This is a genomic window from Bacillus cereus group sp. N12, from assembly GCF_016483575.1.
GTDB lineage: Bacteria > Bacillota > Bacilli > Bacillales > Bacillaceae_G > Bacillus_A > Bacillus_A toyonensis.
This window is the reverse complement of the sequence record NZ_JAEHBO010000091.1, coordinates 1-18,084: the sequence shown is the minus strand read 5'-3', so window position 1 is coordinate 18,084 and position 18,084 is coordinate 1. Positions and strand designations below refer to the sequence as shown.

The following is an 18,084-nucleotide window of genomic DNA, read 5'->3' as shown; positions in this document are numbered from 1 at the left end:
GCATAATGATACATCGCTTCACTCGCTTCTGGAATTGCCATCTCTGTAAATTGCTTCACAAACGTACCGTATAAATTAATTTGATTCATCGCTTGTGGCGCACCGACATCTCTTAATTCATGCGGTCTATCTGCCGTTAAGACGATAAGCGGCACTCGTGAATGAAAAGCTTCACATACAGCTGGGTAATAGTTCGCTGCTGCCGTTCCTGACGTACATAATAATGCAACAGGACGTTTTTTTGCTTTTGCGATACCAAGCGCAAAAAATCCTGCTGATCTTTCATCTACGTGTAAATATGTGTTCATTCCTTCATGTTGTTCCATTAGTAAAGCAATCGGCGTTGACCGTGAGCCTGGACTAATGACAACATCACATACATTTAGACGCGTCAGTTCATCCACGAACGCGCCTAAATAATATGATAATGCTTCTATATGATTGTTCATTTCATTAATTCCTCCAAAGCACCAAGCATCGGTCTAAACTTCAAACTTGTTTCTTCATATTCAAGTTGCGGTACAGAATCAATTACAATCCCACAACCGGCAAATAAGGATGCTTTCTCGCCATTTAATAATCCGCAGCGAAGCGCAACCGCAAATTCACCATTTCCTTCATCATCTATCCACCCAATCGGTGCACCGTACAGTCCTCTGTCTAACAATTCCACATCACGAATGAGCTTCATCGCTTCCAAACGAGGTGTCCCGCCAAGAGCTGGTGTTGGATGTAATTCTTCTACCATTGTTAAAAGACTCACATCACCTTTTGCTTCTACAGGCGTATATAAATGAATTAAGTTTTTCGTTGTTAATAAACCCGGACTTTCCGGAATATTAACGACGTTGCAATGCTCATTTAATACACCGCGAATCATGTTCACTACATAACCATGTTCAGCTAAATTCTTTTCATCATGAAGAAGCGCATTACCATTTTGTTTACTTTCTTCTATAGAATGACCATGACCGATTGAACCAGCAAGACACATCGACGTAAACTTCTCATCTTCTTTGCGAATTAATCTCTCTGGCGTCGCTCCTAGGAAACATGCTCCTTTATAATCAAAAGAAAATACGTAACAATCCGGTTGCCCAATGCGAAGCGCTTCTAAAACAAGAGCAGAATCAATAGAATGATTCACCTCTACTTTTAACTCCCTCGCTAATACAACCTTCTGCACGTTACCCTGCTTCATCTCATCTTGCACTTTCTCAATTGCTTTCATCCAGCCTTTCGGATCAACTTCTACTTTAGAAGTAACAATTAATTTCGATCCTTCTAGCGCACATTTACTCTCCCCAAAAATTTTCTCTTCTAAAGAAATCATTTCGTTATAAAGAGTTTCTGCACAATCTGTTTCTGAAACAAATGTATTCATCGTTAACCACGCTTTTTCATTTTTTACAGTTAATAAAAATGCGGGTAGTGAAAATGTTGTATCTTTAAATTCTTTCCATAGGTCTGTTTTCTCTTTTTCTGGATCAAATGAAAACCCACCAAATAAAAGAGGACCTGTTCCAAATTCATATTCATCTCTTTGCACAAATGCATTCTCTTTTACTTTCTCCCACTCATCACGAGCAGTTTGAAAGCGCTTATGAGAAGAATTTGCTATAGTGAAAACAGAGCCAATTCCTGCAAATATTACATGCTGAGCTGGGTCTGCAAAATAACATCTATTTTCGAATGAAGTCCTTTTTCCTGCTGCATAAAACAGAAGTGGATCCACCCAGTCTATTTGTTTGACAAAACTAACTAATGTTTTTTCATTCTTTACACGCTTAATGGCCGCACTAAGAACTTCTTGCAAGCCTTTTTGTTTCGTTTGAATCACAATTGTCTCCCCCCTATGGGCGAAAAATAGTCATAATTACGCTTGATTTTAAGATACACCTCAAACGAAAGGCCTGTCAACGTTTAGCATTTCTGAGAAATTCACCTTCTCTTCCTAGAAAATAAACGTTGACACTAAATGATGCTTTTTCTACACTTAATTGTGTACAATATGTGACCTAAGGAGGATTCAACATGGAAATGAACGTCGAAACGAATTCCTCTCCTACGGCGCCAAAGCCAAATAAACAAACAGGCTGGCGCATTTGGTGGAGTTTACTACGCCCCCATACATTAACAGCAGCTTTCGTTCCTGTTTTCATCGGAACAGCATATGCGATGCAGGTCGGAGGTATAAATCAAATACATCTCCCTCTTTTCCTTATGATGCTTCTTGCTTGTCTTCTCATTCAAGCAGCAACAAACATGTTTAATGAATACTTTGATTATAAAAGAGGACTCGATCACGAAGGTTCAGTCGGTATCGGCGGCGCTATCGTTCGCGATGGCATTCAGCCAAAAACAGTGCTTAACTTAGCATTTGGATTTTTTGGCATCGCAATGCTATTAGGCGTTTATATTTGTATGAATTCTAGCTGGTGGCTTGCTGCAATCGGTCTTGTTTGTATGGCCGTTGCTTACCTTTATACAGGCGGCCCACTTCCAATTGCCTATACACCATTTGGAGAGTTAACAGCAGGATTATTTATGGGTGTCATTATTATCGGGATTTCATTCTTTATTCAAACTGGAACTGTAACATCAGAAGTCATTTTACTATCTATTCCAAGCTCCATTTTAATTGGTGCCATTTTACTAGCTAATAACATCCGTGACTTAGATGGCGATAAAGAAAACGGTCGTAAAACGTTAGCAATTCTCGTTGGACGTGAAAGAGCCGTTGGTGTACTTGCTTCTATGTTCATCGTTTCCTACATTTGGACAATTGCTTTAATTATCGTGGGCATCGTATCACCATGGATGCTGATCGTATTTTTAAGTGCACCGAAAGCATTTAAAGCGACGAAAGGTTTTATCGGCAAAAGCATTCCAATGGAAATGGTACCTGCGATGATTTCAACAGCAAAAACAAATACAATCTTCGGTCTCCTCATGGGAATCGGATTATTACTTGGATATTTCCTTTAAAAGGAGCTGCTTATGCAGCTCTTTTTTATATACCGATTTCAGAGCTGAAATTCATCTCATAATTCCTACTCTCAACGCTCATACTATGTAAAGAAACTGAATTGTAGGAAGGTGGATGACAATGTTAACTCCACAACAAGTAAATCAATTTAAATCCGTTTTAGAAAAACAAAAACAAGAACTAGAGCAAACAATACAAACTCATGAAAATGAAAATCGTGCCTCTGAACGCGATTCCGTCGGAGAATTGTCTAGCTATGATAACCATCCAGGTGATATGGCTACAGAGCTATATGAACGTGAAAAAGATTTCGGGCTTATTGAGCTTTGGCATAAACAGCTAGAGGATACGAAACATGCCTTGCAAAAAATAGAAGCAGGTACGTACGGTATTTGTGAAGTGTCTGGCGTGGAAATTCCATTTGAAAGATTAGAAGCAATGCCGACTGCTACAACATGCATACAGCACGCGACAAATAAATTAAATATGGAGACCCGTCCAGTTGAAGAAGAAGTATTGGCTCCTTCTTTCCATAAGCACGATGAAGATCATTCTGTTGAGTACGATGCAGAAGATGCGTGGCAAGATGTCGCAAATTATGGAACGTCTGAAACACCGTCTGATTTAGAAAGACAAGATTCAAAAAATTATAATGGTATGTATGTAAATAGTGAAGAGAATGTTGGATATGTAGAGGATTTCGAAAACTTTATCGGTACAGATATCTATGGAAAAAACCCACAAGTTTTCGCCACAGAAGAACATGAAGAGTATGAACAAATGCTTGATGACTTTGAAGAGCGTACCTTCAAAGGCGAATTATCTTCAAATGAATCTAGTTCCAAAGAGTAAAGTGAAACTTTAATTAGTGTGGGGACCATCCCCCACTAATTATTAGCCCACACCCTTCGGACGTTTATGGGATAAAAAAAAGCATTCCGAAATTCGGAATGCTTTTTATCGCTAGCTAATTAGTTTTTTGTAACGTTAGCTGCTTGTGGTCCGCGGTTTCCTTCAACGATTTCGAAAGAAACTTCTTGACCTTCTTCTAAAGTTTTGAAGCCTTCGCCTTGGATAGCTGAGAAATGTACGAATACGTCTTCTCCGCCTTCAACTTCGATGAAGCCAAAACCTTTTTCGCCGTTAAACCATTTAACTTTACCTGTTTGCATGTCATGTACCTCCTAAATAAAAATGAAACTATGAATCCACATGAAAAGGTGGATATAAAGGACATGAATGTATAACAAGCTTACAGCCTTTAATACAACGTGCTTTATTTCCGTACCACATTATGTAGCTCAATAGTGCTTTCACTATATCACGCTATATGAAAAACGTCAAATGAGAACACTTTCATTCCATCATTTTTTTATAATTTTAATATAATGTTGAATTTCCATCTCCTTACTTTATTTGAAAATTAACAAAACTAGAGTATTCTAATACTATTAAATTCTGTACAATATAAATATATATTACATATGAGGTGAAAAAAATGAAGGCACATGAAATCGAATATAAGTTATACGGTGACGATATGCAGTTCGTTGAAATTGAATTAGATCCAGAAGAGAGTGTTATCGCAGAAGCTGGGGCAATGATGATGATGGAAGACTACATCGAAATGGAGACAATTTTCGGTGATGGTTCTGGACCATCTAACGGTCTATTCGGAAAATTAATGGGGGCTGGTAAGCGTCTTGTTACAGGTGAAAGCATGTTTATGACTGTATTTACAAATACAGGTCACGGCAAACGCCACGTCTCATTTGCTGCTCCTTATCCTGGTAAAATTGTTCCTGTTGATTTAACAGAATATCAAGGGAAAATAGTTTGCCAAAAAGATGCGTTTCTTTGTGCTGCAAAAGGTGTTTCTATCGGAATTGAGTTTACTAAAAAAATAGGAACTGGTTTCTTTGGTGGTGAAGGTTTCATCATGCAGAAACTTGAAGGTGATGGTCTAGCTTTCATGCATGCAGGCGGAACTGTATATAAGCGCGAATTAAAACCCGGTGAGAAACTTCGCATTGATACAGGTTGTCTCGTTGCCATGACAAAAGACGTTAACTATGATATTGAATTTGTAGGAAAAGTAAAAACAGCTCTATTTGGCGGTGAAGGTTTATTCTTCGCAACGCTAGAAGGTCCTGGAACGGTTTGGATTCAGTCCTTAACACTTAGCCGCTTAGCAGCACGCCTTACGAGTCCAGCAGCTCAAAGCACCGGTGAAGGCAGTGTTTTAGGTGGACTTGGTCGTTTATTAGATGGAAAAGAGTAAAAGTGCCCTTATGGGGCGCTTTTTATTTAGGTGGACTACGCTTCCCCTCCCCCTCATATAACTAAATGTTCCATCCTCATTTTCAAAACCCTCAAAAAGAATGAATCAAGTCCCTCACTGCATATATTTAACCATACCTTTTCTTAAGGAGGGCTTCCTTAATGCGTACTCCTTTATCCTTTGATAAAGACACTGCCATATTGTTAGCTTCTTGTTGTGAGTTAACGTATGAACAATATAAACAAAATGGGATTTTTGAAATACCAGATGGTTTTCAATATGTACAAGGTTTTCAAGGAAAAACCATTCAAATGACAGAATGGTTTGGATTCATATTAGAATCTGAGGATACAATTATTGTAGCTTTTCGGGGCACACAAACAGATACAGACTGGATTATCGATTCACTCGTCAACCAAAAGCCATACCCATATGCTTTAAACAGCGGAAATGTCCATAACGGCTTTCTTTCTATTTATGAATCTTGCCGAGATTCTATTATGGATATGCTCGTATCATTGCCAGCCCATAAAAAACTACTAGCTACCGGACATAGTTTAGGTGGTGCGCTTGCTACATTACACATATTAGATGCACGTATCAATACTGCCTTCGCACAGTATGGCCTTTATACATTCGCTTCTCCAAAAGTAGGAGATATCGCTTTTCGAAATTATTATAAACTACAAGTAGCTAGTAGCTTTCGTTTTGTAAATTTATTCGATGTCGTTCCACTTCTCCCTCCGCGAAACATAAATTTTAATGATCGTGATTGGGAATATGCCCACGTTCATCACAATATGACATTTACAAAAAATACAAAATCTATTACGAATAATCATTCCATGACAACATACAAAACATGTCTGACTTCTCATTTTTAACCAGTAAACAATTGGAAATTATACATTCGTATACTATAATAATATATGAATTTACTTTTGGATGAGGGGACCTTACATGTTAAAGTTTATCTTTGCACTTTTTCTCATTGTAATTTTTTCGGTTACAGGTTTCTTTACATTTTCATACTTTGCGACAGGAGAATATGGTGGAACAGGCATAATCTATACCGCTATCCCATTTCTTTCTTAAGCAAAATAAGTAAACCGAGCTTAGTCTCATTTAGCTCGGTTTACTTTGCGAAGCAATCGTATTCCTGTTTTAAAAGCGAATACACTTTAGAATCACTGTACGTATTATTCATTTTTACATTTTGCCTCAATGTACCTTCATATACCATTTTTAATTTTTGCATCACACGTTCAGAAGCTACATTTTTCACACTACATCTCCCTTCAATACGATTCAAATTTAATTCTTGAAAACCAACTTTTATAACTTGTTCTAACGCTTCAACAATAACTCCTTTCCCCCAATATGTTGGGCTAATTACAGCTCCAATCGATGCACTATTATGTGGCATAAGCCATATTCCACATGTTCCAATTACCTTTTGGTTATCATTCAGCATAATAGACCATATAAGAGCCTTACCATCTCGTATCGTTGTAAACATATTTTCTAATAAACGATGAGTTTCCTCTTTCGTTTTATGTACTTCCCTCGGTACATATGTAGCTGTTTCCGCATTAGAATATACTTCAAATAAATCAGCTGCATGTGCACCATGTATCTTCGTTAAAATTAATCTATTTGTTTTTAAATCTCCTTGTTCATACATACCCTTCATATGCCATTCACCACACTTCTGTATAATGAGTAAAAGTCCCTTCAAAAGGGACTTTTACTTAATGTTGTTTAACCGTATTACCAATACCCCAAATTTCATTACTGTACTGCAAAATCGTTCGATCGCTCGCAAAATGACCTGATTGTGCAATATTTAAAATCGACATTTCTAGCCATTTCGTTCGATTTTCATAAGTACGCCCTACAGCTTCTTGCCTTTCCGCATATGGACCAAAATCTCGCAAAACGAAATATTCATCATTTTGAATAACAAGAGAATCGTAAATTGCTTCAAATTCAGCTCCCGACTGTGCAAAGAAACCATTCGTTAACTGATCTACTACTTTTTTAATATGCATATTGTGGTGATAATAATCACTTGCACGATATCCACCATTTTGATAGTAATGAAGAACCTCTTCGGCCGTTAAACCGAAAATGAAACAGTTATCATCACCGACCCTGTCTTTTATTTCAATATTAGCTCCGTCTAATGTGCCGAGTGTAATCGCACCATTCATCATAAATTTCATATTTCCTGTTCCTGATGCTTCTTTACTCGCAGTTGAAATTTGTTCACTTACATCCGCCGCTGGGAATATATCTTCCGCTACAGAAACTCGATAGTTTTCTAGAAAGATAACTTTCATATATTGGCTTACGTACGGATCGTTATTTACTTTCCTTGCGAGTTCATTAATTAATTTAATAATTTTTTTCGCATAATAATAGCCAGGTGATGCTTTCGCTCCAAAAATAAAAGTACGCGGATAAAATGTAAAACTAGTATCCTCTTTCAAACGGTTATACAAATATAAAATATGAAGAACGTTTAATAATTGTCGCTTGTAAGCATGCAGTCTTTTTACTTGCACGTCAAAAATAGAATTTGGATCAATTGTAATCCCCATTTTATTATGAATACGCTCCGCTAAAATCTCTTTACGCTCTTGTTTTACCTCTGCAAATTTCTCTTGGAAACTCGCATCATATTGAACTGTTTGCAACGCCTGCAGCTTAATCGGTTCTTTCTTCCACTCTGTTCCAATCGCCTCTGAAATAAGGTTCGTCAGCTGCGGATTTGCCTTCATTAACCAACGTCTATGAGCGATTCCATTCGTCTTATTATTAAACTTATCTGGATAAAACTCATAAAACAATCGCATTTCACGTTGCTTCAAAATTTCCGTATGAATTTTTGCTACACCGTTTACGCTATGGCTACCGACAATTGCTAAATGAGCCATTTTCACAAGATCATGTGCAATAATCGCCATATCTTCAATGCGATGCCATTCGTACGGATAACGTTCCCAAAGTTCATGACAGAAACGTTCATTAATCTCTTCAATAATCATATAAATTCTCGGTAATAACGGTTTAAAAATGTGAATTGGCCACTTCTCAAGCGCTTCTGATAACGTCGTATGATTCGTATAAGAAATCGTTTGCGTCGTTATGTGCCAAGCCTCTTCCCATGCTAGTTTTTCTTCATCTAATAAAATACGCATCAGTTCTGGAATCGCTAAAACCGGATGTGTATCATTAATATGAATCGCAATTTTTTCATGTAATTGACGAAGGTCACCATATCTTTCTCTATGCGTACGAACGATATTTTGTAAACTTGCTGATACGAGGAAATACTGTTGTTTTAAGCGAAGTATTTTCCCCTCATCATGCGTATCATCTGGATATAAAAACTCCGATACCGCCTCTGTTTCACGCTTATATTTCAAAATATCTTTGCAGTTTTGCGGGAAAGGAACTGGTTCAGCATTCCAAAGCCTAAGCGTATTTACAGTACTCGTCTCATAGCCAACTACTGGAACATCATATGGTACCGCCATAATGACTTCTGCATTCGTATGCCTGAACTCTAAACGTCCATCCATTTCTAACGGCTCCACACTGCCAAAATAGCTTACTTCTACAGCTTGATCATGCCTTCTTACTTCCCATACATTTTCATGAAGAAGCCATTGTTCTGGAAACTCAACTTGATAACCATCAACAATTTTTTGATCAAACAAGCCATGTTTGTAACGAATCCCACAGCCGTGTCCTGGTAAGTTTAAAGATGCGAGTGAATCAAGAAAACAGGCTGCTAGACGTCCAAGCCCACCATTTCCAAGACCTGCATCTGCTTCCACTTCTTCTAACTCTTGCAATGAAATCCCTAGTTCAGATAACCCCTGCTCGCATACATCTCTAATACCTAAATTCAAGATGTTACTTCCAAGCAAACGTCCAAGTAAAAACTCAATGGATAAATAATACATTTGCTTTTGCTCTCCAGACCGATAGCTTTCGTTCGTTGCAATCCATTGACTATTCATATACTCACGTACCATGTACCCAAGCGTATTATATTGATCACGAGTTGTAGAGTCTTTGAAACTTTTCCCATACATCGTCTCTAACTTTTCTAGAAAGGCTGATTTGAAACTTTCAACATGAGTAAACATTTTTTCACCACCTACATGTTATTCCATGAGACTTTTATACAATTTCTTATAAGCAAGAGCTGATTTCTCCCAACTATAATCTTCAGTCATCGCTTGTGTTACAAGCTGTTCCCATACCGGCTTATCGTGATAAAATTCAATTGCACGGCGAACCGTATACAACATGTCATGTGCATTGAAGTTCGTAAAACTGAAACCATTTCCTTCTCCTGTTTCTTCATCATAAGATTGTACAGTATCGTTTAATCCACCTGTTTCTCTTACAATCGGAATCGTACCGTACGCTAATGCGATAAGTTGTCCAAGTCCACACGGTTCAAACAGTGACGGCATTAAAAATAGATCGCTTCCCGCATACACTTGATGCGCAAGCTCCTCATTAAATCCGATATATACCTTCACCTTCTCTGGATACTCATATGCCATCCATTCAAAGAACTGCTCGTATTCTGAATCACCGGATCCTAAAATGATACATTGTACATCTTCTTCCATTATTTCACGGAATACAGTACGTACTAAATCAAGACCTTTTTGTTTCGTTAATCTCGTGACCATTGCAATAATTGGTGTATCCTCTTTTTCTGGCAAACCAAAATAACGCTGCAATGCACGTTTATTTTCATTTTTTTCATATAATGACTCTGCATCATACTGAGCTGTAATATACGAGTCCGTTTCTGGGTTATATACGCTCGTGTCAATTCCATTTACAATGCCACTCAGCTTATCATTATATTTTCGTAGCAATCCATCTAATTTCTCACCGAAAAACTCATATTGTATTTCTTCTTTATATGTCGGGCTAACCGCTGTAATTTGATCAGAAGCGATAATACCGCCTTTCATAAAGTTCACATTTCCATAAAACTCTAGCTGTTCACTATGAAAATATTCATCACCAAGCTCTAACAGGTCGTACATCACTTCAGGAGAAAATACACCTTGGAACTGCAAGTTATGAATTGTATATACCGTTTTAATACGCTCATATAATGGGTTGTCTTGATACTTTTCGCGAAGTAAGAAATTAACCATAGCGGTATGCCAATCATGGCTATGAAGAACATCCACTTCAAAATCAAGATGCGGAATACACTCTAAAACTGCCTTCGAAAAATAAGAAAAACGCTCTCCGTCATCATAATGACCGTACAAAGAATCCCTCTTAAAATAATATTCATTGTCTATTAAATAATACGTAATCCCGTCTTGCTCACCTTTTAAAATTCCGCAATATTGATTTCTCCAGCCAAGAGGAACGTTAATTACTTTATGAAGCGTACATCCATCTCTTAATTTTTGCGGAATAAGACTATAATTCGGAAGTATAATACGTACATCCACACCTAATTTTTTAAGCTCTTTTGGGAGCGCACCTGCTACATCAGCTAATCCTCCCGATTTAACAAACGGTACACATTCTGATACTGCAAATAAAATATTCACTTGTTGTCCCACTGCTCGAAAAGCATATATTACTCTTCTTGCAGCTTCCTCCCTTCGAGTTTTCATTTAAATTAAAACTTTAATCAGTGGAGGAAAGACCCCCACTGATTCTTCAAGAATAACTATTAATCGTACTGTTTTGAATGCTTCCTTTTTCTACAACGTACGGCTCATCGGTGTTTCCTTTTAAAACGACACCGTCACCAATTTTCACGTCTTTATCAATAATAACACCGTCTATTATACAGTTATCTCCAATTTGGCTCTTTTGCATAATAATACTATTACGAACAATTGAACCTTTTCCAATTTTAACAGAACGGGAAACAACACTGTTTTCTACTTCCCCTTCAATAATACTGCCATTTGCAATCATTGTATTTTTCACGACTGCACCCTTTAGGTAACGAGTTGGTGGCTCATCTTTTACTTTCGTAAAAATCGGTGCTTCTTTCTTAAATAATTGCTTCCAAATAGCAGGTTGCAAAATTTCTAAGCTATGTTTATAGTAACTTTCAATCGAGTCAATAATAGCTACATATCCTGTATGCTCATACGTAGCAATATGCAGTGATTTTCCGCGCTTTTCTCTCACTACATCAAATAAACTGTATTGCTCCACATCTTTATATGTCTCAAATAAATCTAACAATAATTGTTTCTTTAACACGTATGTTTGAAGCGAAACCCCTTCATGGCAAACTTCAGTAATATCAGCTGCCGTATGTATATGCCGCTCTAACACCGCCTGGAAATTTAATGCTGTTACGAGATGGCTATTCGTAATAACAACGTATTCTTCTCTGCTTCTTAGAAAATAATCAATATGTCTTCTAAAATGTGCAAAAGATCCAAACTCATCTTGGTCACATTGGCAATTTGGTGGGAATAAAAACAATCCGTCACGTTTTCTATCTAAATCCCACTGTTTCCCTGAACCAACATGGTCCATTAACGAACGGTTTTTATGGCTTGTAAAAACCGCCACACTATGAATATTAGAATTCACCATATTGGAAAGCATGAAATCAATGAGTCGATAACGGCCCCCAAACGGTAGCGCCGCTAGTGAACGATGCCCTGTTACTTTCTGTAAGGAAGTAAAACTTCCCGTTGCATTAATAATTCCTAACATTTTTTCTCCCATTCATTTCATCCCCCTTTTCTATTTCCCTTCAGCAATTAATACTACATCGTCAACATTTTTTTCTGGACGAATGATTGTTCCATCTTCAATAACCATTTCCGATCCAACAATTGCTCTTTCAATCACAACATTTTTCCCAATCTTCGCTCCTGGCATAACGACGGAATCAATAACCATACTACCTTCTTCCACCGTCACCCCTTGGAATAAGACAGAATGCTTCACGTCCCCTTCAATGACGCACCCTTCGTTAATCAATGATTCTTCCACTTTTGCCTTTTCCGCAATATATTGAGGCGGTTCGTTTGGATTGACAGAATAAATACGCCAGTTACGATCATTTAAATTCAATGATGTTTCATCGCGAAGTAAATCCATATTCGCTTCCCATAAGCTTTTCACTGTTCCAACATCTTTCCAATATCCTTCAAACGGATACGCCATTAGCTTCTTCCCTTCATCTAATAAAAGCGGAAGTACATCTTTTCCGAAATCATTACTAGATTCAGGATTTCTTGCATCCATTTCTAAATACTCTTTCAAAATTGCCCAGTTAAAAATATAGATTCCCATTGATGCAAGATTACTTCTTGGAAATTGCGGTTTCTCTTCAAACTCAACAATTTCCATCTCCTCATTCGTATTCATAATGCCAAAGCGACTCGCTTCATCCCAAGGCACTTCAATAACAGAAATCGAAACGTCCGCTTCTTTCTCAACATGGTAATCTAGCATTTTACTGTAATCCATTTTATAAATATGATCGCCTGATAAAATAAGGACATACTCTGGTTCGTACTGACTTAAATAGTTTAAGTTTTGATAAATGGCACTTGCCGTACCTGTGTACCACTTCACACCTGAAGACTCCGCATAAGGAGGTAATACTGTGACTCCACCGTTTACTCGGTCTAAATCCCAAGCATTGCCGATTCCGATATAATTATGAAGTTCGAGCGGTTGATACTGCGTCAAAATCCCAACCGTTTCAATACCAGAATTCGCACAATTACTTAACGTAAAATCAATAATGCGATATTTACCACCAAATGGAACAGCTGGCTTGGCTAAATTTTTTGTTAATGCACTTAAACGACTACCTTTTCCCCCTGCTAGTAACATTGCTACGCACTTTTGTTTTTGAGCCATCTTGTTTTTTGCTCCCCTTTCTAGTCTTCACTGGTCGTAATATGGATACGCCAAATGGTGGAATTGTAATTTCTACATGTGCCTCTTGATTATGGTACGGTTCTAGAGTCGCCTTAAGACGTTTTTTATTCACTTGCCCCGAGCCGCCATATTGCTCCGCATCACTGTTTAAAATCTCGTTATAATACTCGAAATCTGGTACACCTACTTTATAGTTTTCATATGTAGCTTTCGTAAAATTACATACGACAACTAACGCATCTTCTTGTTTATCTCCTTGGCGAATAAACGAGAAAATACTTTGCTCATTATTATTAGCATCAATCCACTGAAATCCTTCAGGTGAATGATCAAGCTGCCAAAGTGGTTTTGAGCGCTTATACAATGCTATGAGCTCTTTAAAGTAATCATGCATATAACGATGCATTTCAAAATCATGTAAATTCCAATCTAAATCTTCAAGGTCTTTCCACTCATCAAACTGCCCAAATTCTCCTCCCATGAAAAGTAATTTCTTTCCTGGGTGAGTAAATAAATATCCATATAATAAACGAAGCTGAGCAAACTTATCCCAGTAATCTCCTGGCATTTTATTTAATAACGACTTTTTCCCGTGAACGACTTCATCATGAGAAAGCGGTAATATGAAGTTTTCAGAGTAAGCATATAGTAAAGAGAATGTTATTTTCTCATGAATATACTTCCTGTATTCAGGTGCACACTCCATATATTTCAGCACGTCATTCATCCAGCCCATATTCCATTTGTAATTGAATCCAAGTCCACCTTCATAAGTTGGAGCTGTTACAAGTGGCCAAGCTGTTGAATCTTCTGCTGTCATAAGAAAGTCTTCATCCTCTGCAAATACCGCTTCATTTAACTCTCGTAAAAATGAAACAGCGTGCTCATTACTTTGCTCCTGTCCTTCTTTATTCCAGTACAACATATTCGCAACTGCATCCACCCTGAAACCGTCAATATGGAAATATCTCATCCAAAATAACGCATTTGAAATTAAGAAATTACGTACTTCCCTTTTTCCTAAATCAAAATTGACAGTTCCCCATACTTGGTTTTCTTGTACATCCTTATCTTTATATTCATAAGTCGGTGTCCCATCAAACAAATATAGACCGTGAGCATCTTTACAAAAATGCCCCGGCACCCAATCTAAAATGACACCGATTCCATATTTATGACATTCATCGACAAAATACATCAAATCATGTGGTGTGCCGAATCTACTCGTTGCTGCATAATATCCCGTCCCTTGATATCCCCAAGAACGATCATATGGATGCTCAACAAGCGGCATGATTTCAATATGTGTAAATTGATGTTCCACCACATACGGAATGAGTTCTTCTACCATTTCCCTATAAGAATACAGCGTTCCATCTTCTTTCTTCTTCCAGGAACCGAAATGTAATTCATAAACTGTCATCGCTTCTTTATAAACCGGCTTTTTCTTTTTCTTACGACTCCAGTTTTTATCATTCCATTCGTATCCCTTCATATCAAAAACTACAGATGCCGTATTCGGTCTTACTTCTGCATATACAGCGTACGGATCTGCCTTAAAAATGACGTCACCAGCCATCGTTTCAATCGCATATTTATATATTTCTCTTTCTTCAATATGCGGTATAAACAAGGACCAAATTCCCTCTTCTGTCTCTTGTAGCATCTTATGTTGCTCATAATCCCATTCATTAAAATCGCCAACAACACTCATTGCTTTCGCATGAGGAGCCCATACTGTAAATCGTACCCCTCGCATCTCATCTTCCGTCACAATATGTGCGCCAAAGATGCTATAACTCTCATAGTACTTTTCTGTATGAAACTCATCTCGTTTCACTTTTTCACAATTTATTACATTCAATATGCTCACCTCACTAAGATGACAGAATTTTTTATACTTTAACTATTTCTGCAAAAAAACTGTGATATCCTTGTTAATTTATAAAAAATATTCGTTTTTTTCTTAAAAACGTTGGTTTTTCTTCACATTTCCGTGTAAAATATCGAATTTTGACGAATATTCATTGCAAACGCTTCATTTTCCCCTATCTTTTTTACTATCATTTTTTTCTCAACCTCTATTTTATTAGGTTTAGCCTATTTTTCATGCTATTTTCTACTTAAAACCGTAGCAAAACAATCTGTCATAAAAAAATATTTCTCAATATTTTTTGTCATAATTTTATTGAAATGCAAAATTCCTAAGTAGATTATTCTCAATAAAGAATATTAAATTTTCATAAATATAACTCATACTAAAATACTGTGTTTACTCTATCTATATCCAAAAAGAAAATTCGATAAAAAATTAAATTAAGGTGGGTTCTTATGCCAGTAAAACAAAAATTAGAACTGGGAGTTGGCACGGCAACACTCAGCTTATCACTTACATTCGGTGGTTTATTCGCTTATTTCAGTGATTCTGAAACATCGAGTAACTCATTTCAAACTGTCTAACAACAAAATTAGGTACTGAAAGCTACTTGGTCAATATTATTATGCAAGACCTGAGGAAAGCCTTGCAGGTGATAAAGATATTTGCTTCGTCGAAAAGAACTTCTTGAAAAAAGGACCAGATGCATCTAAATCACAAACAGCTGTAGAAAAATCAAAAAGCGGTACACTCGCAGATATTTTAAAGAAATTGGGCTTAACGCCTAAAAAATAATAAAGTGAAACTTTAATCAGTGGGGGGTTTTGTTCATCCCCACTGATTATTAGCCCGCACCAATCGGGGTCTTACTGCCCGGCAAATAGCGGGATAATAAAGAGCACTCTACTTTACGTAGAGTGCTCTTTTTCTATAAACGACCCTTATCCAGCAAAAGGGGTATATTGGGGATATACAAGGGAAACCGGAAAAGGAATTTATATTAAATTATATAAGTTCAGAGGTAAGAAGCAGTTTCCCACCTCTGAATTATTTAGCAATTATTATAGTACTGGTGCCATTGTTTCTTTTAATACTTTTACAGAATGAGCGAATTTCACTTTTTCTTCTTCATTTAGCTCAAGCTCTACAATTTCACGTACACCTTCGCGGTTAATAACAGCTGGAACACCTACGTAAGCATCTTTCTCACCGTATTGACCTTCAAGGTATGCAGATACAGTTAATACGCTGTTCTCGTTGTTTAAGATCGCTTTAGTTACACGAAGTAGTGACATACCGATTCCGTAGTAAGTTGCACCTTTACGCTCGATGATATGATAAGCTGCATCACGTACGTTTTCGAAAATTTTATCTAAGTCTTCTTGATTGTACTGTTCGTTGTTAGCTAAGATTGTTTCTAGTTTTTGTACACCGATAGTAGCGTGGCTCCATACTGGAAGTTCAGTATCACCGTGCTCACCAACGATGTAAGCATGAACGTTACGTGGATCTACATCTAAGTAGTCACCTAACATGTAACGGAAACGAGCAGAGTCTAAAGTTGTACCAGAACCGATTACGCGCTCTTTTGGTAGACCAGATTCTTTCCAAGTTACGTAAGTTAAAATGTCAACTGGGTTAGTTGCGATTAAGAAGATTCCATCGAATCCGCTATCCATAATACCGCGAACGATTTGTTTAAAGATCTTTGTATTTTTCTCAACTAAGTCTAAACGAGTTTCACCTGGTTTTTGTGGTAATCCCGCAGTGATAACTACTAAATCTGCATCTTTACAATCTGCATAGCTACCGCTCCAAACTTTTGTTGGTGATGGAGAGAATGGTACCGCATGGCTTAAGTCCATTGCTTCCCCTTCTGCTTTTGCTTCATTAACATCTACAAGTACGAATTCTTCAGCTACACCTTGGTTGATCATTGAGTAAGCGTAACTACAACCTACAGCTCCTGTTCCTACTAATACTACACGATTGATACCTTTTTTCATGTTAATTTCCCCTCTCTATTGTTCACATATATTTTTTTATGATTGTTTAAGTAATTAATTAAAATACTAATTTAATGTTGTTTAACTTCTTTACATTCATATTGTAGCACGTATCATTGTGAATTACTTCACAAATTATGACCTATTTGTGAACTTTTTCACATAGAGTGTAAAGTTATTGGAATAGGTGTGGAATCCATTTCAATGGAGGCGTTTTCTTTAGATTGTGAAAGGGTTTTTCTTATGGTTTTTGTCGATAAGTGAAATTATATCGGCGATTATTAGAATATATCGACCGTAACTCCAAATATATCAGCGATTATTGAAATTTATCGATCGTAACTCAAATTATATCAGCGATTTTTGCAATATATCGACTTACCGACAAAACTCGACAATAATGACAACATAAAAAGCTGTCTCCAGTAGATTACTTATTGGGAGACAGCTTCTTCTATATATTATTTATTTTCCGCAGTAGCTCCCGGATGTATTTTCTTCGATTTATACAAGTGCAGGGGGCTACAGCCATACAGATGGGATAAAAGTTCAATTTGAGTATGATTTGTTAAGTAGATGATTCCTTCATATTCATACAGGCCCAAATAAACAACATGATTGTATTTACGGCTCTCTATGTACCCCACTGCAACAGCGAATACTTCATATTTCTTCTATTGCATAAAAAAGCAGACTATCCAAAGCCCACTTTTACACAACAAAAAAGAGATAGCAAATTATGCTATCTCTTTTAGTATGACCCGTACGGGATTCGAACCCGTGTTACCGCCGTGAAAGGGCGGTGTCTTAACCACTTGACCAACGGGCCAATTCTGGCAGAGAAGAAGGGATTCGAACCCTCGCACCGCGTTCGCGATCTACTCCCTTAGCAGGGGAGCCCCTTGAGCCACTTGGGTACTTCTCTATAATATGGCTCCGCAGGTAGGACTCGAACCTACGACCGATCGGTTAACAGCCGATAGCTCTACCACTGAGCTACTGCGGA

Annotated in this window: 15 protein-coding genes, 3 tRNA genes and 3 pseudogenes; 8 read left to right on the top strand and 13 right to left on the bottom strand. The window is 37.4% G+C overall.

What is annotated here, in order from left to right:
• Positions 1–449 (bottom strand): thiamine pyrophosphate-binding protein (locus JDS92_RS26220; protein WP_274606229.1); only part of this gene is annotated, 449 nt, incomplete at its 3' end.
• The gene (locus JDS92_RS26215) at positions 446–1,840 is read right to left on the bottom strand and encodes an isochorismate synthase (protein WP_000616758.1); all 1,395 of its coding nucleotides are present in this window, start codon (positions 1,838–1,840) and stop codon (positions 446–448) included. The genes JDS92_RS26220 and JDS92_RS26215, both read right to left, overlap by 4 nt.
• A 194-nt stretch (positions 1,841–2,034) precedes the next feature.
• Here JDS92_RS26215 and JDS92_RS26210 point away from each other — a divergent pair, with 194 nt between their 5' ends.
• Entirely contained in the window at positions 2,035–2,988 is a 954-nt protein-coding gene (locus tag JDS92_RS26210; RefSeq protein ID WP_199632759.1) for a 1,4-dihydroxy-2-naphthoate polyprenyltransferase, read from the top strand.
• Positions 2,989–3,109: 121 nt separating this feature from the next.
• Positions 3,110–3,841, top strand: a complete 732-nt coding sequence (locus JDS92_RS26205) for a yteA family sporulation protein (RefSeq protein ID WP_000957399.1) — start codon at positions 3,110–3,112, stop codon at positions 3,839–3,841.
• Between the two features lie 119 nt (positions 3,842–3,960).
• Here JDS92_RS26205 and cspD read toward each other — a convergent pair whose 3' ends face one another.
• Complete coding sequence (gene cspD, locus JDS92_RS26200; RefSeq protein ID WP_001193053.1) at positions 3,961–4,161, bottom strand: cold-shock protein CspD; 201 nt, start codon at positions 4,159–4,161, stop codon at positions 3,961–3,963.
• Positions 4,162–4,487: 326 nt separating this feature from the next.
• Between cspD and JDS92_RS26195 the strand changes: the two genes are divergently transcribed.
• From JDS92_RS26195 to JDS92_RS31305, 3 genes are all read left to right on the top strand, one after another.
• A complete protein-coding gene (locus tag JDS92_RS26195; protein WP_000643604.1) occupies positions 4,488–5,270 on the top strand; it encodes a TIGR00266 family protein in 783 nt (260 codons plus the stop codon).
• A gap of 161 nt (positions 5,271–5,431) precedes the next feature.
• Entirely contained in the window at positions 5,432–6,154 is a 723-nt protein-coding gene (locus tag JDS92_RS26190) for a lipase family protein (RefSeq protein WP_001260116.1), read from the top strand.
• 76 nt (positions 6,155–6,230) lie between these two features.
• Positions 6,231–6,365, top strand: coding sequence for a hypothetical protein (locus JDS92_RS31305; protein WP_000911069.1), 135 nt, complete (start codon positions 6,231–6,233; stop codon positions 6,363–6,365).
• Positions 6,366–6,405: 40 nt separating this feature from the next.
• On the opposite strand, the gene JDS92_RS26185 is transcribed toward JDS92_RS31305, so the two are convergent.
• The 6 genes from JDS92_RS26185 to glgB all read right to left on the bottom strand — a co-directional run bounded on the left by JDS92_RS26185 (position 6,406) and on the right by glgB (position 15,060).
• The gene (locus JDS92_RS26185; RefSeq protein WP_097837519.1) at positions 6,406–6,963 is read right to left on the bottom strand and encodes a GNAT family N-acetyltransferase; all 558 of its coding nucleotides are present in this window, start codon (positions 6,961–6,963) and stop codon (positions 6,406–6,408) included.
• Positions 6,964–7,021: 58 nt separating this feature from the next.
• On the bottom strand, positions 7,022–9,430 hold the full coding sequence (gene glgP, locus JDS92_RS26180) for a glycogen phosphorylase (protein WP_000494069.1): 2,409 nt from the start codon (positions 9,428–9,430) through the stop codon (positions 7,022–7,024).
• Positions 9,431–9,448: 18 nt separating this feature from the next.
• Complete coding sequence (glgA, locus tag JDS92_RS26175; RefSeq protein ID WP_002106619.1) at positions 9,449–10,879, bottom strand: glycogen synthase GlgA; 1,431 nt, start codon at positions 10,877–10,879, stop codon at positions 9,449–9,451.
• A 112-nt stretch (positions 10,880–10,991) separates the two neighbouring features.
• Entirely contained in the window at positions 10,992–12,026 is a 1,035-nt protein-coding gene (glgD, locus tag JDS92_RS26170; RefSeq protein WP_000504178.1) for a glucose-1-phosphate adenylyltransferase subunit GlgD, read from the bottom strand.
• Positions 12,027–12,044: 18 nt separating this feature from the next.
• Positions 12,045–13,175, bottom strand: a complete 1,131-nt coding sequence (gene glgC, locus JDS92_RS26165; RefSeq protein ID WP_000057608.1) for a glucose-1-phosphate adenylyltransferase — start codon at positions 13,173–13,175, stop codon at positions 12,045–12,047.
• Entirely contained in the window at positions 13,123–15,060 is a 1,938-nt protein-coding gene (gene glgB, locus JDS92_RS26160; protein WP_098911457.1) for a 1,4-alpha-glucan branching protein GlgB, read from the bottom strand. The genes glgC and glgB overlap by 53 nt, the downstream gene beginning before the upstream one ends.
• Before the next feature lie 467 nt (positions 15,061–15,527).
• Between glgB and JDS92_RS26155 the strand changes: the two are divergent.
• A pseudogene (locus JDS92_RS26155) lies at positions 15,528–15,647 on the top strand (TasA family protein); the annotation flags it as partial.
• A gap of 28 nt (positions 15,648–15,675) precedes the next feature.
• A pseudogene (locus JDS92_RS31640) lies at positions 15,676–15,867 on the top strand (dockerin type I domain-containing protein); the annotation flags it as partial.
• 266 nt (positions 15,868–16,133) lie between these two features.
• Here the strand turns inward: JDS92_RS31640 and JDS92_RS26150 are convergent.
• Positions 16,134–17,078 carry an L-lactate dehydrogenase gene (locus tag JDS92_RS26150; RefSeq protein WP_000715347.1) on the bottom strand — a complete coding sequence of 315 codons (945 nt, stop codon included), beginning with the start codon at positions 17,076–17,078 and terminating at the stop codon, positions 16,134–16,136.
• A 481-nt stretch (positions 17,079–17,559) separates the two neighbouring features.
• On the opposite strand from JDS92_RS26150, the pseudogene JDS92_RS26145 reads away from it, so the two are divergent.
• A pseudogene (locus JDS92_RS26145) lies at positions 17,560–17,724 on the top strand (IS4 family transposase); the annotation flags it as partial.
• Positions 17,725–17,835: 111 nt separating this feature from the next.
• Here JDS92_RS26145 and JDS92_RS26140 read toward each other — a convergent pair.
• The 3 genes from JDS92_RS26140 to JDS92_RS26130 all read right to left on the bottom strand — a co-directional run bounded on the left by JDS92_RS26140 (position 17,836) and on the right by JDS92_RS26130 (position 18,084).
• Positions 17,836–17,907, bottom strand: a tRNA-Glu gene (locus tag JDS92_RS26140).
• 5 nt (positions 17,908–17,912) lie between these two features.
• Positions 17,913–18,003, bottom strand: a tRNA-Ser gene (locus JDS92_RS26135).
• A gap of 6 nt (positions 18,004–18,009) precedes the next feature.
• Positions 18,010–18,084, bottom strand: a tRNA-Asn gene (locus JDS92_RS26130).